Source organism: Eggerthella sp. BIOML-A4, assembly GCF_009875575.1.
Lineage (GTDB): Bacteria > Actinomycetota > Coriobacteriia > Coriobacteriales > Eggerthellaceae > Eggerthella > Eggerthella lenta.
Window position 1 is genome coordinate 45,187 of sequence record NZ_WWRX01000014.1, and the last position, 14,540, is coordinate 59,726.

At 64.1% G+C, this 14,540-nt stretch carries 15 protein-coding genes; 8 read left to right on the forward strand and 7 right to left on the reverse strand.

Annotated features, from left to right (window positions below):
• Window positions 1-52: 52 nt before the first annotated feature.
• The 3 genes from GT613_RS12985 (at window position 53) to GT613_RS12995 (ending at window position 3,042) form a co-directional block, all read left to right on the forward strand.
• Window positions 53-742 (forward strand): molecular chaperone, encoded by a 690-nt coding sequence (locus tag GT613_RS12985; RefSeq protein ID WP_114527090.1) that lies wholly within the window; start codon window positions 53-55, stop codon window positions 740-742.
• Window positions 739-1,422, forward strand: coding sequence for a ferric reductase-like transmembrane domain-containing protein (locus tag GT613_RS12990; protein ID WP_161172660.1), 684 nt, complete (start codon window positions 739-741; stop codon window positions 1,420-1,422). The genes GT613_RS12985 and GT613_RS12990 overlap by 4 nt, the downstream gene beginning before the upstream one ends.
• 63 nt (window positions 1,423-1,485) lie before the next feature.
• Complete coding sequence (locus GT613_RS12995) at window positions 1,486-3,042, forward strand: helix-turn-helix transcriptional regulator (RefSeq protein ID WP_161172661.1); 1,557 nt, start codon at window positions 1,486-1,488, stop codon at window positions 3,040-3,042.
• Here GT613_RS12995 and GT613_RS13000 read toward each other — a convergent pair whose 3' ends face one another.
• The 3 genes from GT613_RS13000 to GT613_RS13010 all read right to left on the reverse strand — a co-directional run bounded on the left by GT613_RS13000 (window position 3,043) and on the right by GT613_RS13010 (window position 5,879).
• Entirely contained in the window at window positions 3,043-3,480 is a 438-nt protein-coding gene (locus GT613_RS13000; protein WP_021409074.1) for a hypothetical protein, read from the reverse strand. It lies immediately after the preceding gene.
• Window positions 3,481-3,780: 300 nt separating this feature from the next.
• Window positions 3,781-4,710 (reverse strand): prenyltransferase, encoded by a 930-nt coding sequence (locus tag GT613_RS13005; RefSeq protein ID WP_015760655.1) that lies wholly within the window; start codon window positions 4,708-4,710, stop codon window positions 3,781-3,783.
• Window positions 4,707-5,879, reverse strand: coding sequence for an Mbeg1-like protein (locus GT613_RS13010; RefSeq protein ID WP_009608584.1), 1,173 nt, complete (start codon window positions 5,877-5,879; stop codon window positions 4,707-4,709). The genes GT613_RS13005 and GT613_RS13010 overlap by 4 nt, the downstream gene beginning before the upstream one ends.
• 41 nt (window positions 5,880-5,920) lie before the next feature.
• Here GT613_RS13010 and GT613_RS13015 point away from each other — a divergent pair, with 41 nt between their 5' ends.
• The 3 genes from GT613_RS13015 to GT613_RS13025 are packed head-to-tail and all read left to right on the forward strand — an operon-like array spanning window position 5,921 to window position 7,395.
• Window positions 5,921-6,370, forward strand: a complete 450-nt coding sequence (locus GT613_RS13015; RefSeq protein WP_009307004.1) for a thioesterase family protein — start codon at window positions 5,921-5,923, stop codon at window positions 6,368-6,370.
• Window positions 6,367-6,843: a low molecular weight protein-tyrosine-phosphatase gene (locus GT613_RS13020; RefSeq protein WP_009608582.1), complete on the forward strand. Its 477-nt coding sequence runs from the start codon at window positions 6,367-6,369 to the stop codon at window positions 6,841-6,843. Before GT613_RS13015 ends, GT613_RS13020 begins: the two co-directional genes overlap by 4 nt.
• Before the next feature lie 9 nt (window positions 6,844-6,852).
• Window positions 6,853-7,395 carry a phosphatase PAP2 family protein gene (locus tag GT613_RS13025; protein WP_009307006.1) on the forward strand — a complete coding sequence of 181 codons (543 nt, stop codon included), beginning with the start codon at window positions 6,853-6,855 and terminating at the stop codon, window positions 7,393-7,395.
• Window positions 7,396-7,431: 36 nt separating this feature from the next.
• Here the strand turns inward: GT613_RS13025 and GT613_RS13030 are convergent, their stop codons facing one another.
• Complete coding sequence (locus GT613_RS13030; RefSeq protein ID WP_009307007.1) at window positions 7,432-8,256, reverse strand: Ku protein; 825 nt, start codon at window positions 8,254-8,256, stop codon at window positions 7,432-7,434.
• A 157-nt stretch (window positions 8,257-8,413) separates the two neighbouring features.
• On the opposite strand from GT613_RS13030, the gene GT613_RS13035 reads away from it, so the two are divergent.
• The gene (locus GT613_RS13035) at window positions 8,414-10,549 is read left to right on the forward strand and encodes a phage adsorption protein NrfB (protein ID WP_009608639.1); all 2,136 of its coding nucleotides are present in this window, start codon (window positions 8,414-8,416) and stop codon (window positions 10,547-10,549) included.
• Here GT613_RS13035 and wecB read toward each other — a convergent pair.
• From wecB to GT613_RS13050, 3 genes are all read right to left on the reverse strand, one after another.
• On the reverse strand, window positions 10,546-11,667 hold the full coding sequence (gene wecB / locus GT613_RS13040) for a non-hydrolyzing UDP-N-acetylglucosamine 2-epimerase (protein WP_009608691.1): 1,122 nt from the start codon (window positions 11,665-11,667) through the stop codon (window positions 10,546-10,548). The genes GT613_RS13035 and wecB overlap by 4 nt on opposite strands.
• Before the next feature lie 281 nt (window positions 11,668-11,948).
• Window positions 11,949-12,515 (reverse strand): hypothetical protein, encoded by a 567-nt coding sequence (locus tag GT613_RS13045; RefSeq protein WP_161172662.1) that lies wholly within the window; start codon window positions 12,513-12,515, stop codon window positions 11,949-11,951.
• A gap of 160 nt (window positions 12,516-12,675) precedes the next feature.
• Entirely contained in the window at window positions 12,676-13,572 is an 897-nt protein-coding gene (locus tag GT613_RS13050) for a DUF5996 family protein (RefSeq protein WP_035577132.1), read from the reverse strand.
• Window positions 13,573-13,854: 282 nt separating this feature from the next.
• On the opposite strand from GT613_RS13050, the gene GT613_RS13055 reads away from it, so the two are divergent.
• Window positions 13,855-14,487, forward strand: coding sequence for an acetate uptake transporter family protein (locus GT613_RS13055; protein ID WP_161172663.1), 633 nt, complete (start codon window positions 13,855-13,857; stop codon window positions 14,485-14,487).
• The last annotated feature ends 53 nt before the right edge of the window (window positions 14,488-14,540 follow it).

Below are 14,540 nucleotides of genomic sequence, written 5' to 3' on the forward strand. Positions count from 1 at the left end.
CGGCGGCGCGTCCAAGCCAGGGGTCGAGAAGCAACGAGAAAGGGGAGTCACGATGATGGAGACGCAGACCTGCGCGGGCCTCGTGTCGGCGCTCGAGGGCCGCGCAGCGTTCTACGACGTGGTGGCGGCGCTGTACTACAAGCCGCTCGCCCAAGAGCAGATCGACCGCATCGCCGAGGGAGGCCTTGCGGCATTCGCCGGCGCGGGAGAGCTCATGGCGGAGGGCCTGCACGACATGGAGCGCGCGCTGTCGAAGCGGCACTCCGGCACGCGCCAGGAGCTGGCAGTGGACTTCACGGGCGCCTTCGCCGGGACGTCGTCGTGGAAAGGCCGCTACGCCACGCCCTACGAGTCGGTGTTCACGAGCGAGGAAGGCCTGCTGTTCCAGGACTCCTACCACGAGGTGTACCGCCTGTACCGCCAGAACAGCGTGCGGAAAAGCCCCGGCTACGACTTCCCCGACGACCACCTGTCGTACCTCTGCGAGTTCCAGGCTCTCCTGGCGAGGCGGGCCGTGCGCTCGCTCGAGGCGAACGATGCGGAATGCGCGCTCGAGCAAGTGCGCCTTTCGCAGCACGTGCTGCACGACCATATCCTGTCGTGGTTCGACGACTTCGAGGAGCTGGCGCTGCGCTTGGTGAAAACGCGTTTCTACCGCGGCGTGCTGAAGATGAGCAAGGGCTTCTTCCTGTTCGACGCCGAGGTGCTGGCCGATATGGCGGAGGAGTTGGAGAGGCTATGACGTTCGCGCTGGTGCTCGCATGCACGGTTGCCGCCTGCTTCGCGCTGCGCAACCCCCTCAAAGCCTGCCCGATGGCGTTCTATGCGGCGGCCCTGCTCGTGGACGTCGCCTTCGTGGCGGGGACGTTCTGGGGCATGCCGCGCGAGGTGTGGAGCGTGTTCTTCGTCCTTATCCAGAAATGCCTGCTGCCGCTGGCTCTGTTCGTCGTGGTGATGTACATCGGCGTGCTGGATCGCGGATCGCGCGCGTGCATGTGGCTCAAGCCCGTGCGCGCCGAGCTGTCCATCGTCGCCTGGCTCCTGTCGCTCGGCCACGTGGCCGTGTACGGGGCCACGTACCTGCCGCGGATCGCGACGGGCGGGGCGACGAACGGCAACGTGGTCGCCTCGTTCGCGGTGGCCGTCGTGCTGCTGGCGCTGCTGGCCGTGCTGGGCGTCACGTCGTTCAACCTGGTGAAGAGGCGCATGCGCACCGAAACCTGGAAGAAGGTGCAGAAGCTCGCCTATCCGTTCTTCCTGCTCACGTACGTGCACCTACTGCTGATGCTGGCCCCTTCGGCGCTGCATGGCGGCGTTGCGGCGACGACAAGCGTTGCGGTATACTCGATCGTGTTCGCGGCATACGTCGTTTTGCGGCTCGTCCGCGCGGCGAAGGATCGCCGTATCCGCGAAGCCGTCTGACGCTCGAGGGGAAGCGCGCGGTTCGGGCTGTCGTCCGTTTCGGGAGGGGGAGTCGACGGCTTCATGAAGGGATTTTTCGAAAAGCTCGTCAAGGCGTACCCGTCGCTGCCGTTTTTGGCGTTGGGCGTCTGGCTGGCATGGGCCTACATCGCCTACAGCGGCACGGCATGGCTCTCCGACACGGAGATGAACGGCGCCAACATATCAACGATGTACATCGTGTCCACGCTGACGTTCGGCATCGTGCTCTTGGCGTCCACCTTTCGGGCGGCTCGCATACGGCAGCTGCTCGAACGCCCCGCCGTGGTGATCGCCGGCGGCGCGTTCGCTTCGCTCGGCTGCCTCGTCATCGTCCTCATCGGGCCGTACTACCTCACGAAGGTGCTTCCGTACGACCTGATCACCGCTCTTTTCTACATCGCCAGCGCCTGCACGGGGCTGGGCACGGCCGTCGTCGGCTTGAAGTGCGGGCAGCTCTACGGCGCCATCGCGCCGCGCAAGGCCATCCTGTACACGGCGCTGTCGCACGTGGCGATCGCAGTCATCTACTTCACCGTCATCGGATCGCCCTCGTGGCAGCCCGTGCCCGGCGGGCCGTCGCTCGCGGGCATCCTCGCCTTCGTGGGCATGCCGCTTGCGGCAGCCGGAGCCGCCGCGCTGTCGTTCATCGCACCGTCGGGCGAGAAGGCGGAGCGCGCCGAGAGCCGCTCCCGCTTCCCGCGCTCGTTCTGGAAGCTGGCAGCCGTCACGTTCGCGTTCTCGTTCGTCGTGGTTGCCCTGCGCTCGATGCTCGTCGAGGTGTCGCCGATCGACGTCACGTTGGACAACACGCGCCTGGTCATGCTGCTGCGCATGGCGATGGCGCTCGTCTTCGCAGCGGCCGCCATCGGCGTGGAGGGCGAGCGGTTCGATTTCGGAAAGATCTACTCCGTCATCATGGCCGCCGTCGTAGCGCTCATCGCGTTCTGTCCCATCGTTGGCGTCACGCACCTTGGATGGAGCGCGCTCGTCACGTTCCTCTCGGCGGTCTTCGAATTCGTGCTGTGGTGCATCCTCGCGTTCGTGGTGTACCAACGCCACATCTCGGCCGTACTCGTGTTCGGCTTCGGTTATGGAGCGTTCATGGCGGGGTCGGGAGCAGGATGGCTGGCGGGCGTGCACGTGTTTCCGCAGATAGCAGCCACGGGCAACTCGATCGTGCTGTACCTCGTGCTGGCGTTCGCAGTGCTGGCCTGCGCGTTCGTGCTGTTCTCGGAGAAGGAGTTCGATCGTCTGTTCAAGCCCGAAGGGGAGGGGGAGGCCTCGCTCGACGACCTGCTGGGCGACGAGCTGCCCGGTATGCGCCCCGACGACGCTGACGCGCATACGAACAAAAAGGGGCGCTTCGGGCTGGCCATCGATGCGCTAGCCGATCAGGCGGGGCTGTCGCGACGCGAGAAGGACGTGCTGCGCTGCCTTGCCATGGGCTACGATGCCGGCGCCGCAGCCAAGCGCCTTCAGGTGTCGTGGAATACCGTGCGAACCCACACCCGCAACGTGTACGCGAAGCTGGATATCCATTCGCGCCAAGAGCTCATCGACCTCGTCGACCGCGCCACCGAACGTACGCAGGAGCGCTGATCAGACGAACAGAATCGAGAGCGCGGTCATGACGGCGCAGGCTCCCAGCAGCAAGACGAGCAGGCGCACGCCGTCCTTCTTGAAGCGATCCCGATAGTTCTGCTCGTCGCGACCCGCGAACAGCGTCCAAAGCAGGCTCAGGCAGAACGCCACCAGCGCTATGTTGTTGAGGATGGAGGAGGTTTGCGCGAACGCCGGCACGCCGGTCATCTTGCTCATCTCGTAGGCCATGAGCGTGGCCGTCACGGCGAAGCAGGCGACCATCACCCATGCCGCGCGCTTTCCCGTATTAGCGGTTCCTTCGGGGAAGAACGTGCCCTTCTTCGTCTTCTCGGGCTTGGCGATGAGGAACAGCCAGCGCCCGTTGTACAGCTGCACCGTCAGCAGCGCGAACGCGACCAGCAGCAACACGCCTAGAACCAAACGAGCGATCTCCATCCGCATTCTCCTTTGTTCCTCGCAAGCGGCGTCCGTCGCCGTTGCCGCATCGTAGCCGCAGCCCCGGGCGGCGTCTCCCGCCTCGTCGTTTTCACGTCCTTGGAAGTATACGGCATGCACGGCCCTTCCGACCACCACGTGACGCGAGATGTCCCGAAAGCGGAAGGGTCTCTCGCACGGTGCGTCGTGCGAGCACGATGTTTCGGGAGCTCGCGTCGTCGTGCTTCGAGCGAGGTAGATCGGCCCGAGTCGCTACAGCCCCGCCGCGACGGTCGCTTCCATGGGATCCCGTTCCTTCCGCTAGAGCGCGACCGCGATGCCGCTTGCCAGGATGGCCGCCGCGTAGAACGCGCCCAATGCGATGTTCGCGCTACACACCTGCGCCATGGCGCCGATGCGGGCCTGCGGCGCCAACGGGTTGCCCAGCAGCGCCTTGAGCAGGGGGTAGCTTGCCAGCAGCATGAACGGCATCACCAGAAGCCCGTTCGTGAAGAACGCAGCCACGAGCACGACGATGGCGGCCACCCAGGCGTACACGACGCCGTGGTACAGCTTGCGCGCCCGCTCGCGCCCCAGCAGCACCGACAGCGTGCGGCGTCCCGATTCCACGTCCTTCTCAACGTCGCACGTGTTGTTCGTGAACATGATGAGCCCCACGCCCAGGATGGTGGGCACGGCCCACAAGAGCGCACGGAGGTCGAACGTGCCGGAAAGCGCCTGGTAGCACGCCAGCGGAATGAGCCCGCCCATCACGAACCCGCTGACCAGCTCGCCGATGGGCAGGTACGAGATGGGCGTCTTGCCCGCCGAGTACAGCACCACGACGACGGCGCCCGCCGCGCCGATGGCGAGCGGGATCCATCCGGCGATCCAGATCACGTACGCCCCCAGCAGAAACGCCGCCGCGAGGAACCCGACGGCCAGAGCCAGCGCCGCGCGCGGGTTCACGTTGTTGTACACCAGCACCGCGTCGGTCGGGTCGACGTTGTCGTCGGCCGAGTCGGCGCCCTTCACGTAATCGTAGTAGTCGTTGAACGTGTTCACCGCCGACTGCATGAGCACGCAGATGACCAGCAGCACGCATACCATGGTCGCCGAGATGCTGAAGGAGGTGACGGCCGCCGCCGCGGCGGCGACGAGCACGGGCAGGATGGCGGCCGGCCAGGTATGCGGCGCGGCCAGCTGCCAGGCCATGCGGGGGGTCAGTCGTCCGTACGCGCTAGCGGTCATGCTTCGGTTCCTTTCTCGGGGTCGTACGTTTCGCGGCGTCGGGGAAGCCAGGTGGGCGGGGCGGGCTTGAAGCGCTTGACGGTCTCGTCCTTGAGTATGCCTCCGAGCGAGCCCAGCGTCTGCCAGATGAAGCTCTTCGTCTCCGCGTCCAGCTTCGAGCGCGCGCCTAAAAGCTGCCTCGTGTTCGCGAACAGCTTGGTTTGGAACTCGCTCCAGGTTCCGGCCTCGGTGGAGGCGAACAGCTCGTAGATGGTGTCGATGAAGCGCTCGCGCTCGTCGGGAGCTTTGCTGCGCAGCCACGCGTCAAGCGCCTCGTCGAAAAATACGGCGGAGGGGTTGAGCGCCTCCTGGTACACGAAGTCGTCGTCTTCGGTCAACCAGGTGAAAGGCTCGTGCTGGAACACCGACATAGCCGAGGATCGCACCACGCGGTAGTCGGCGCGGCGCTCGAGGATCATGCCGAACGCCGACGACTCGGGCACGGTCTTGTGCAGCAGGGCGTGGAATCGATCGTCGTCGATGCGCGGCGAAGGATCGTCCAGAAACGACGGCCCGTCGTGGTTGAACACGCCGCGCAAGCGCTCGAAGGCGCTCTCGTCGGCTACGAGCGCAGCATACTCGGCGAGGTTGCCGCCCTTGGAGTGCCCGCCGACGATGAGCGGGCAGGCGAGCGCCGACGCCACGCCCGACAGGTACGCCGCCGCCGTGCATTGGGAAGGGATCACTTCCTTGAAGCAGAGGTTGAAGTCTTCCTTCCAACCGGCGAAACTGCCGTCGGTGCCGCGATACGCGAGGTAGGCGACCTCGCCGTCGGCGGCGGGGAACGTCAGCGTGACGGCGGAGAATTGCTTTTCCACGATCTCCGATCGCTCGTTGGCATAGAACGAGGCGCGCACGTCGCGCATGCGGCGGCTTGCCGACAGGACGTGCAGAAACGCCTCGGTGTCCTTCGCGTCCTCCATCCAGCTGTGCGCGGTGAGCGCTTCCCAATCGGACAGCATCACCACGTCGTGCAGCAGGACGCCGTCGGGGGAAGCGAGGTCGACGCCGGGCGCCACCTCGTAGTTGAAGTACGCGAGCGTCGCGAACACAAGCGAGTCGACGGGGTTAAACGGTGATTCCGCGAAGGTGCGCTGCTCTTCGGCCATATACGTTACGATATTCCTCATGCGAACATTGTAGCCGATTGCAAAGGACGGACAGCGAAGCCATGCGGGTTTGCACGCCAATCACCATACGCTATGCGGAGACCGACATGATGGGCATCGTCTACCATGCCAACTATCTGCTGTACTTCGAGGATGCGCGCACGCGGTTCCTCGAGGCTATCGGGTTTCCGTACGACCATATCGAGCAGGCGGGCTACCTGTCGCCCGTCACGCATTTCGAATGCGACTACGGCGCGCCTTTGCGTTACGGCGACACGGCCGTCGTGCGCACGCGCGTAGTGTCCTCGCGCCCGACGAAGACCGTATACGCCTACGAGGTGTTCCGGGAAGGCCAGGATCTCGACGTCGAGAAGCCCTGCTGCACGGGACGGAGCACCCATTGCCTCGTTGATGCCGAAACGTTCAAGCCGGTCAGCCTGAAGCGCGCCGTGCCCGAGCTGTACGAACGCTACCTCGAAGTCCTCGAACCCGAGGAGGGGGAGAGCCGATGAGCGCGCCGCATCGCATCCTATTCGTGTGCCACGGCAACATATGCCGCTCAACCATGGCTGAGTTCGTGATGAAGGATCTCGTCTCGCGCCGAGGCATGGCCGACGCCTTCGTCATCGGGTCGGCAGCCACGCACGACGACGAGATCGGAAGCCCCGTGCATCACGGCACCCGCGCCGTGCTGGAAGCGCAGGGCATCGATTGCTCCGGCAAGACCGCCCGTCGCCTGCGCCGCGCCGATGCTGACGAATGGGACCTGTTCGTAGGCATGGACGAGGCGAACATGCGCGATATGCGTCGCCAGCTGGGACGGGCTGCGGATGGCCGCTGCTTCAAGCTGCTCGAGTTCGCCGATTCCGCGCGTGACGTGGCCGATCCTTGGTACACAGGCGATTTCGACGTCACGTACGACGACGTGCTGGCCGGTTGCGCGGGGCTTCTCGCGTGGTTGGACTCCGGCGCGCCCCGCTCGTAGGAGCCTCGCGTGGATATCGCCGTTCTCGACGCCATCCAGCAGCATCTGCGCACGCCGCTGCTCGACCAGATCATGCTGCTGGCCACGCATCTGGGAGACCTCGCCCTCGTGTGGCTCGTCGCCGGCGCCGTGCTCGTCGCGCAGCCGAGGTACCGCAGGTGGGGCGTAGCCGTGCTCCTGGCCGTCGTCGCGACCGCGATCCTCGGCATGTTCGTGCTGAAGCCGCTGTTCGGGCGCGCACGGCCGTTCGTCGCCTACGAGTTCGCCGGTCTGCTCATCCCGCCGCCGTCGGGCGATTCGTTCCCCTCGAACCACTCCATGGTGTCGTTCGCCGCTGCCGCGGCGCTGTGCTGTCTGCCGGGGAAGGGCAGAGGCGTGCTGGCGCTCAAGGTCTCGGCCGTGGCCGTCGCATGCCTCATCGCCTTCTCGCGCCTCTACCTGTACGTGCACTATCCCTCCGATATCCTGGCGGGCGCCGTCATCGGCATCGCGGTCGGCATCGGTTCGGTTTGGCTCGTGGAGAAGACCTGGCCCGAATCGTCGTCAGACTGAAAGCGTTGCCGAAGAGGCCTCTCCCGTCGCGAGCCTCTAGGCCGACGCCCGCTTGCGCGCGGGTTTCTTCGCCGGAGCGGGCTTCTTCGGCCCGCCGTCCTTGCCGTCGCGCGCCTTGAGGCTGGCCGACAGGGCGTCCATGAGATTGATGATGTTCGACGGCTGGGCTTCTTGGCTTTCGGCCACGATCTGCTTGCCGGCTATCTTGTCCTGGATGAGCTGCATGAGCTTCTCCTGGTACGTGTTGCGGAAGCGGCTCGGATCGAACGGCGCAGTCATGCTCTCCACCAGCTGCTTCGCCATGGACAGCTCCTCGTCGGCCACGTCGGGGTGCTGGAGCGTCTTGGGGATGTCCTTAACCTCGCTCTGATAGTGCAGCGTCATCATGACCAGGTCATCGTCGTGGGGGATGAGCGCGATGGGCGTTTCCGAATTGCCCAGCACCGTCGTGCCGATGGCGATCTTGCCTTCGTCCACCATGGCTCGTCGAAGCAGTTCGAGCGCCTTCTCGCCGCCGGGCTGGGCTACCACCTGGTAGGGCTTCTCGAAGTAGAGAGGCGGCACCTCGTCGATGTCGGAGAACTGCACGATCTTCATAGCGCGATCGGCATCGGTCTTGATGGCGTCCAGCTCCTCGTCGTCCACCACTACGTACTTGCCCTTCTCGTACTGGTAGCCTTTCACGATGTCTTCCGGTTTCAGCTCTCGTTTACAGTCAGGGCACGTCTTCACGTATCGCACGCGCTTCATGCTATCTTTGGCAAGTTGGTTGAACCGTACGGCGTCATCCTGCGTCGCCGTGAACAGCTCCACCGGGATGTACACGAGACCGAACGCGATTGCGCCTTTCCTACCGGCCATGACCTGCTCCTTCCTCGCGGATGCTTCTCGGCATCGTAGCGCGGGCTTGCCGTCTGCCTCGCTTCGGAGATCGACCGAGGACGAACTGCAACGATGGCGTTTTCACGCGGGCAAGCTGGCAGATGAGCTGAGGCGAGGAAAGGAGGCGGAAGCGGGCATGGACGAGCAGGTCGTCTATTGGATCGGCTTCTTCGTTGCGCTCGCGTTCATCGTGTTCGGCGCGGACGACGTGCTGTGGGACGTGTTCGCGCTGTTTCGCGGCACGGGCAAGAAGCGCGTGAAGCTGTCGCTCATCAACGAGAAGCCGCCGAAGATGCTGGCCGTGGTCATCGCCGCCTGGCACGAGGACGCCGTGCTGGGCGAAGTGGTGGACAACCTCGTGGCCTCCGCGCAGTACCCGCGCTCGCTGTACCGGGTGTTTTTGGGCGTCTATCCCAACGATGCGGCTACCGTGGCCGTGGCTCGCGCGCTCGAGGCGCGCCATGGAGGCACCGTGGTGTGCGTGGTGGGAGACGATCCCGGACCCACGTCGAAGGCCGCCAACATCAACCATACCGTGCGGGCCATCCGGGAATACGAGGCCGAGCGCGACGTGCGCTTCGCGAGCGTCACCATCCATGACGCGGAGGACGTGGTGCACCCCAACGAGTTCAAGATGACGAACTACTTGATCGACGACTACGACGCCCTCCAGTTCCCCGTGTTCCCGCTGCAGCGCATGCCGCGGCTGCGGCTGTTCTTCAAGACGTTGACCTCGTCCACCTACGCCGACGAGTTCGCCGAGCACCACTTCCGCACCATGGTCATGCGCGACGAGCTGGGCTTCGTTCCTTCGGCGGGCACGGGCTTCGCCATCGGCCGGCGCGTCCTCGACGCGTTTCGCGACGAGGAACTGCTGCCGCGCAACAGCCTGACCGAGGATTACAAGCTGTCGCTCACCTTGCGCATGCGCGGCTTCCGCGTGCACTACGTGCTTGAGAAGGTGCCGCGCGTCGACGCGCGCGGGCGCACCGTGTGGGACTACATCGCCACGCGCTCGCTGTTCCCGTCGACGTTCAAGGCGGCGGTGCGGCAGAAAGCGCGATGGGTGTACGGCATCACGATGCAGAGCGCGAGCATGGCCGATGTGTTCGGCAAAAGCGAGCTTACGTTCGCCGAGCGCACGTTTCTGTACAAGGACCTCAAGGCGAAGTTCGCGAACTTCGTGCTGCTGCCGGGCTACGCCGTGCTCGCGTACTTCCTCGTGCAGACGTTCGCGCCGCAGCTGGAGCTGCCCGTCATGTACCCCTTGCACAGCCCTTCGTGGTGGATGTGCGTGTTTCTGCTGTTCATGATGGTGGAACGGCAGGTGCTTCGCGGACGCGCGCTTGCGAACGTGTACGGCTGGAAGACGATGGCGTTCTCCATCCTGCTGCCGCCGCTGTTCCCGCTCAGGCTTCTGTGGGGCAACCTCATCAACATGTGCGCGACGTTTCGCGCATGGCGGCAGAAGATCGCCTACGTGCTGCTGCGCGGACGAGAGGCCAAGGCGGCCGCCGCGCCGGTCGTCGAGCATCGGGGCAACGCGGCAGAGGAGGAGGGCGAAGGAAAGCCTGCAACGGACGGAGACGACGCGCAAACCTCGAATGCGACGTCTGCGCAGGAAGGTCCCGCATGGAACAAGACCGACCACGAATTTCTCCCCGCTTCGGTGCTCGAACGCTATCGGCGCCTTCTGGGCGACGCGCTGCTGGAGAGGGGTTTCGTGGAGCCAGGGCATCTGGAAGACGCCGTGGGATCGGCGCGTGCGCGCGGCGTGCGGTTGGGGCAGGAGCTGCTGAGGCAGGGATTGGTCGAAGAGAGGCACCTCACGCAGGCTTACGCCTTGCAGCAGCAGTCGATGCACGTGCGCGCACAGCCCGACCTCGTGCTTCTGGAGCTGATGGATCGCATGCCGTTCGCCGCGGCGGATCGGTTCGCCGCGCTGCCGCTGGTCGAGAGCGAAAAAGGATGGATCGTCGCCGTGGACGACGACCTTTCGTGCGCGGAGCGAGACGAACTGGCGTTTCTGCTGGGCGAACCGACGTTCTTCCTGTTCTCCAGCACAGCCGACCTGCTCGAAGCGTTCGAAGGCGCTCTCGCGTTCGACAACGCGGCGGAAGCTCCGCAACCTGCCGGGGCGGCGACGCTTCTGGAGGAGACGAGCGTAGAGCTGCCACAGGCGGGCATGGCGCTGGCTTACGCGCTGCATCTCGGCCGCTCGGTCGACGACATCGCTTGCGAGATGGGCCTCGCCGTGTCGCGTTTCTCCTAGTCGAGGGCGTCATGGAGTGCGCTGCATATGCGCTCGGCCGCATGTCCGTCTCCGTAGGGGTCGGGAGCGGCCGCCATGCGCGCGTACAGCGCCGCATCGCCCAACAGCGCCTCGCACGATGCGCGCACGCCTTCGTACGTCGTGCCGACCAGGGCGGCGCAGCCCGCTTCAAGCGCTTCGGGACGCTCGGTATCGTCGCGCAGCACGAGCACGGGCACGTCGAGGGCCGGTGCTTCCTCCTGCACGCCGCCCGAATCCGTCAGCATGAAGGCGCATCGTGCCATGAAGTTGGAGAAATCGGCGTATCCGAGCGGTTCGACGAGGGTGATGCGCGGATGCCCGCCCAGCGCCCTCTCGGCTATCGCGCGCACGGCGGGGTTCTTGTGCACGGGGTACACCACGCGCACGTCAGCGTGGGCGTCTGCCGTGTCGCGTACTGCAGCGAACATGCGCTCCATCGGTTCGCCCAGGTTCTCGCGCCGATGGCACGTCAACCCTAAGACGCGCAATCCGTCGAAATCGACCGCTTCGAGAGCCGGCTCCTCGAAGCGGTAGGAAGAGCTTACCGTTTCAAGGAGCGCGTCGATGACGGTGTTGCCCGTTACCCGGATGCTATCCGGATCGACGCCTTGCGCGAGGAGGTTTGCTCGGTTGCCTTCGGTGGGGGCGTAGTGCCAGGTGGAGAGGCTTGAGATAAGACGACGGTTCATCTCCTCGGGAAAGGGGGAGTACCGGTTTCCCGATCGCAGGCCCGCCTCCACGTGCCCCACGGGGATCTGTCGGTAGAACGACGCGAGCGCCAGCGCGAGAGCAGTGGTGGTGTCGCCGTGCACGAGCACTGCGTCGGGCGCCGCGAGCTCCAGCACGGGGGTCGCGACCGTCAGAATGCGCGCCGTGAGCCCGTCGAGCGTCTGACGGTCGCGCATGAGGTTCAGGTCATGATCGATGCGCAAGTCGAACGCAGCCGCCGTCTGGTCGAGCATCTCGCGGTGCTGAGCCGTCGAGAGCGCCTCGACCTCGAACGCCTTGTCGGCTTCGAGCGCGTTCAAAACCGGCGCCATCTTAACCGCTTCCGGGCGCGTGCCGAATGCGATGAGCACGCTCTTCCTGCGCTTCATGCAAGCCTCCGTTTCCTTGCGGCTCCAAGACGGAGGAAGGGCCGGCATATGCCGGCCCTTCTCGTTCGTATCCCGTTATGCAAGACGTCGGACGAGCGAAACGCATCCCAACACGCCTAGGAAGCATAGCAGGGAAACCACGTACCCCATGATTCCTCCTTGCAAAGAGCCTACGGTATCCATGGCGCACACGATACCATTCCGCAGACCGAACGCACCAAAGCGTTCATATCGGTTACCGTGCAGTATCCTAAACGTAACCGCCGCAGATGACGCGGACTCTAGCCTGAGAACAGCGCGGTAGACAGCGCCTGCTCGGCTCCGCTCGCCGGCCCCCATGCGTTGTCCGTGCGCGTGAACGGCAATTCCACCGGGTTGGATTCGGTCGGTTCCACCGAGCCGAGCGCTTCGAGCACCAGCTGGCCGACCTTCTCGTTGATCTGGTCGGCATCGAGCTCGGCCGTCTGCCCATCTTCTGCCAGCGCCGTCGTAGCCTCCGTAAGCGCTTGGGCGAACGCGTCGAACTTCTTGCAGGTAAGCACCACGGTCGCCGTGGCGCTGTCGCCGTCCACCTTCACCTCGTCGATGCGATAGTCGAATCCGTCGAGATAAGCGGCTATGAACGACTTGGCATCGATGCCGTAGGTTGCCAGCTGGTCTACCCCGCTGTCGGCCGCCAGCTCGTCGAGCAGCGCCTCGTCGTGGGTCTTCAGGCGTTCCAGCTCGTCGGTCACCCCCTGTCGCACCACTTCCTCCGCGCTCGGGCCGCAGGCGCCGAGCGATAGGGCTCCGACGCTCAGCGCGACCGCGGCAAGGCAAGCCGCCACGACCGTTTTAATGGGTTTCATCGTTTTCCCCTTCCTGGTATGCGTCGTTCCAGCATAAGGCCTTGCGAGCCTCGCGTCCATCCCGGTTTGTCGGCTTGCTGATCGGCGACGGCATAATGCGAGCGACCGTCTTAGAGCAACTCTAAGACGGTCGCATCGACCGCTGCAGAAGGAGGGGAGGCTAACCGTTCAGCAACGGCTCGGTGAACCAGTCGCGACGTTCCCAGTTCTGCCGTTCCATGATGCGCGCGAACGTTGAGGAGCAGAACCGACGAACCGCGGCCTGGGGATCGTCGTAACGCAACGCATCCTTTAGCCGCAGAAAGTACTCGGAGCTCTCGACATCGAAGAACGCCTCGTCGACATTCGCATCGCTCGACGACCCTTTCTCAACAAACGGATAGGCCAGTACGAAGAAGGAAGGATCGTTCGTAGCATCGTCGCCCGGCCAGAACCCGAATTCCACGAACTGCTCGTCGAAGGCGACACGCTCTACTATGGAAGCCGTGCGTTCGAAGGGACAGGGCTTTCCGGAGAACAGCACGGTCGTCATGTCGAAGGTGCCCCAGAACAGCGAAGGCGGGATCTTCTTCCCGCGAAACGGCGCCGCGAACCCGCTCAAAGCCGCGCGCGCGAACAGGAACTGACGGAAGCAGCGCCGTGCAGCCGCGGCATCGAACTCGCGCGCGATATTCTGCCGATCGAACGGAACCTCGGTGTGCATTTCCTGCGGGACGGTGTTGATGGCTATCGGATGCCCGATGTTTTCGAGCATCGCCGTGAAACGGCCGGACAGCTCGCTCACCGAGACGCACTCTTCGATAGGGAAACGCGCGCAGTCGCCTGCCGCGGTCATCGCGGCCATCTCGGCATCCGCGATGTTCAGTTTAATCTCGAAGCCGTCCGCGCCGAACGGGATCAGTCCGGTGGTGAAGCCGTTCGCATCGGCATCGAGCACCACTTGCTTCCATTCAGGTTGCGGATCCATCGATTGCAGCTTCGCTTTTCCCATCATCTGCAGCAGCATATGCACGGTGTCGCACGTGTCGCGCCACTCGCCGTACGTCAATACGTTCATATCTATCACCTCGCAGCCATCCTACGAGCGGACGAAGCCGGAACCGCCAGCCGCGGACGGTTCGTCAGACGTTCGTTGGCAAATCGGGATGCCGCCGTACTGCTTGCCCGGCTTATTCCGACGTCGCAGTTGAGCCTTCGCCCATGCGCGAAAGGACGATCACCGACAAAACAGGTACGTTCGGTAGCTGAAGAAGCATCGGCGTGCTCGGCTGCCCGCAAGCCGGTATCATTGCTCAAAATTTACCACTTTAGTAGGAATTAATCGAAAGGAGTTGCGAGCATGGGGGAGATGAAGAAGGAAGAGCGGGGCTCGTGGGCTGATCCGAGCGCTCTAGGGTTGTTCGGGCTGGCGATAGTCACGCTCGTGGCCTGTTCTCAAAAACTCGGCATCACCGACGGGACGGCGGCTGTCATGGGGTGGGCCATTTTCCTCGGGGGATGCGCTCAGCTTATCGCCGGATTGATCGATTTGAGGAAGAACAACGCATTCGGCGGCACCGCGTTTATCGCATACGGGTTGTTTTGGCTTGCCATGGCATTCGGCTGGGCGACGACCAACGGCATGTTCGGCTCTTATGCGGCCGAAACGTTCGATCCGCGCCAAACAGGAGCCGCTTTCGTGGCGTACCTCATCTTGACTGCGTTTATGACCATAGGAGCGCTGCGTACCACGAAAGTGCTGTTCTTCATATTCCTCGCCATTGATTTTCTGTTCGTCGGCTTGGCTCTAAGCGCGTTCGGGGTTGCTCGAGAAGCGACGCATATGCTCGCCGCGATCAGCGAGCTTGTTATTTCGCTCCTCAGTTTCTACTGCGCGGGCGCCAATATCTTGAACAATCACTTCGGGGATCAATTCCTATCGCTCGGCAACCCCTTCTGGTCGAAAAAACGTAAATTGAATTCTCGTAGGTAAAAACTTCACCTCCAGTCTTGCATAAATCATGTAAATGCGGATTCCGAACCGTG

Bases quoted from the DNA above. Each gene is read 5' to 3' on its own strand.
- GT613_RS13045 (WP_161172662.1), bottom strand. From the start codon at position 12,515: ATGAAACCCATTAAAACGGTCGTGGCGGCTTGCCTTGCCGCGGTCGCG.
- GT613_RS13000 (WP_021409074.1), bottom strand. From the start codon at position 3,480: ATGGAGATCGCTCGTTTGGTTCTAGGCGTGTTGCTGCTGGTCGCGTTC.
- GT613_RS12995 (WP_161172661.1), top strand. From the start codon at position 1,486: ATGAAGGGATTTTTCGAAAAGCTCGTCAAGGCGTACCCGTCGCTGCCG.
- GT613_RS13050 (WP_035577132.1), bottom strand. From the start codon at position 13,572: ATGAACGTATTGACGTACGGCGAGTGGCGCGACACGTGCGACACCGTG.
- wecB (WP_009608691.1), bottom strand. From the start codon at position 11,667: ATGAAGCGCAGGAAGAGCGTGCTCATCGCATTCGGCACGCGCCCGGAA.
- GT613_RS12985 (WP_114527090.1), top strand. From the start codon at position 53: ATGATGGAGACGCAGACCTGCGCGGGCCTCGTGTCGGCGCTCGAGGGC.
- GT613_RS13035 (WP_009608639.1), top strand. From the start codon at position 8,414: ATGGACGAGCAGGTCGTCTATTGGATCGGCTTCTTCGTTGCGCTCGCG.
- GT613_RS13030 (WP_009307007.1), bottom strand. From the start codon at position 8,256: ATGGCCGGTAGGAAAGGCGCAATCGCGTTCGGTCTCGTGTACATCCCG.
- GT613_RS13010 (WP_009608584.1), bottom strand. From the start codon at position 5,879: ATGAGGAATATCGTAACGTATATGGCCGAAGAGCAGCGCACCTTCGCG.
- GT613_RS13055 (WP_161172663.1), top strand. From the start codon at position 13,855: ATGGGGGAGATGAAGAAGGAAGAGCGGGGCTCGTGGGCTGATCCGAGC.
- GT613_RS13020 (WP_009608582.1), top strand. From the start codon at position 6,367: ATGAGCGCGCCGCATCGCATCCTATTCGTGTGCCACGGCAACATATGC.
- GT613_RS12990 (WP_161172660.1), top strand. From the start codon at position 739: ATGACGTTCGCGCTGGTGCTCGCATGCACGGTTGCCGCCTGCTTCGCG.
- GT613_RS13005 (WP_015760655.1), bottom strand. From the start codon at position 4,710: ATGACCGCTAGCGCGTACGGACGACTGACCCCCCGCATGGCCTGGCAG.
- GT613_RS13015 (WP_009307004.1), top strand. From the start codon at position 5,921: ATGCGGGTTTGCACGCCAATCACCATACGCTATGCGGAGACCGACATG.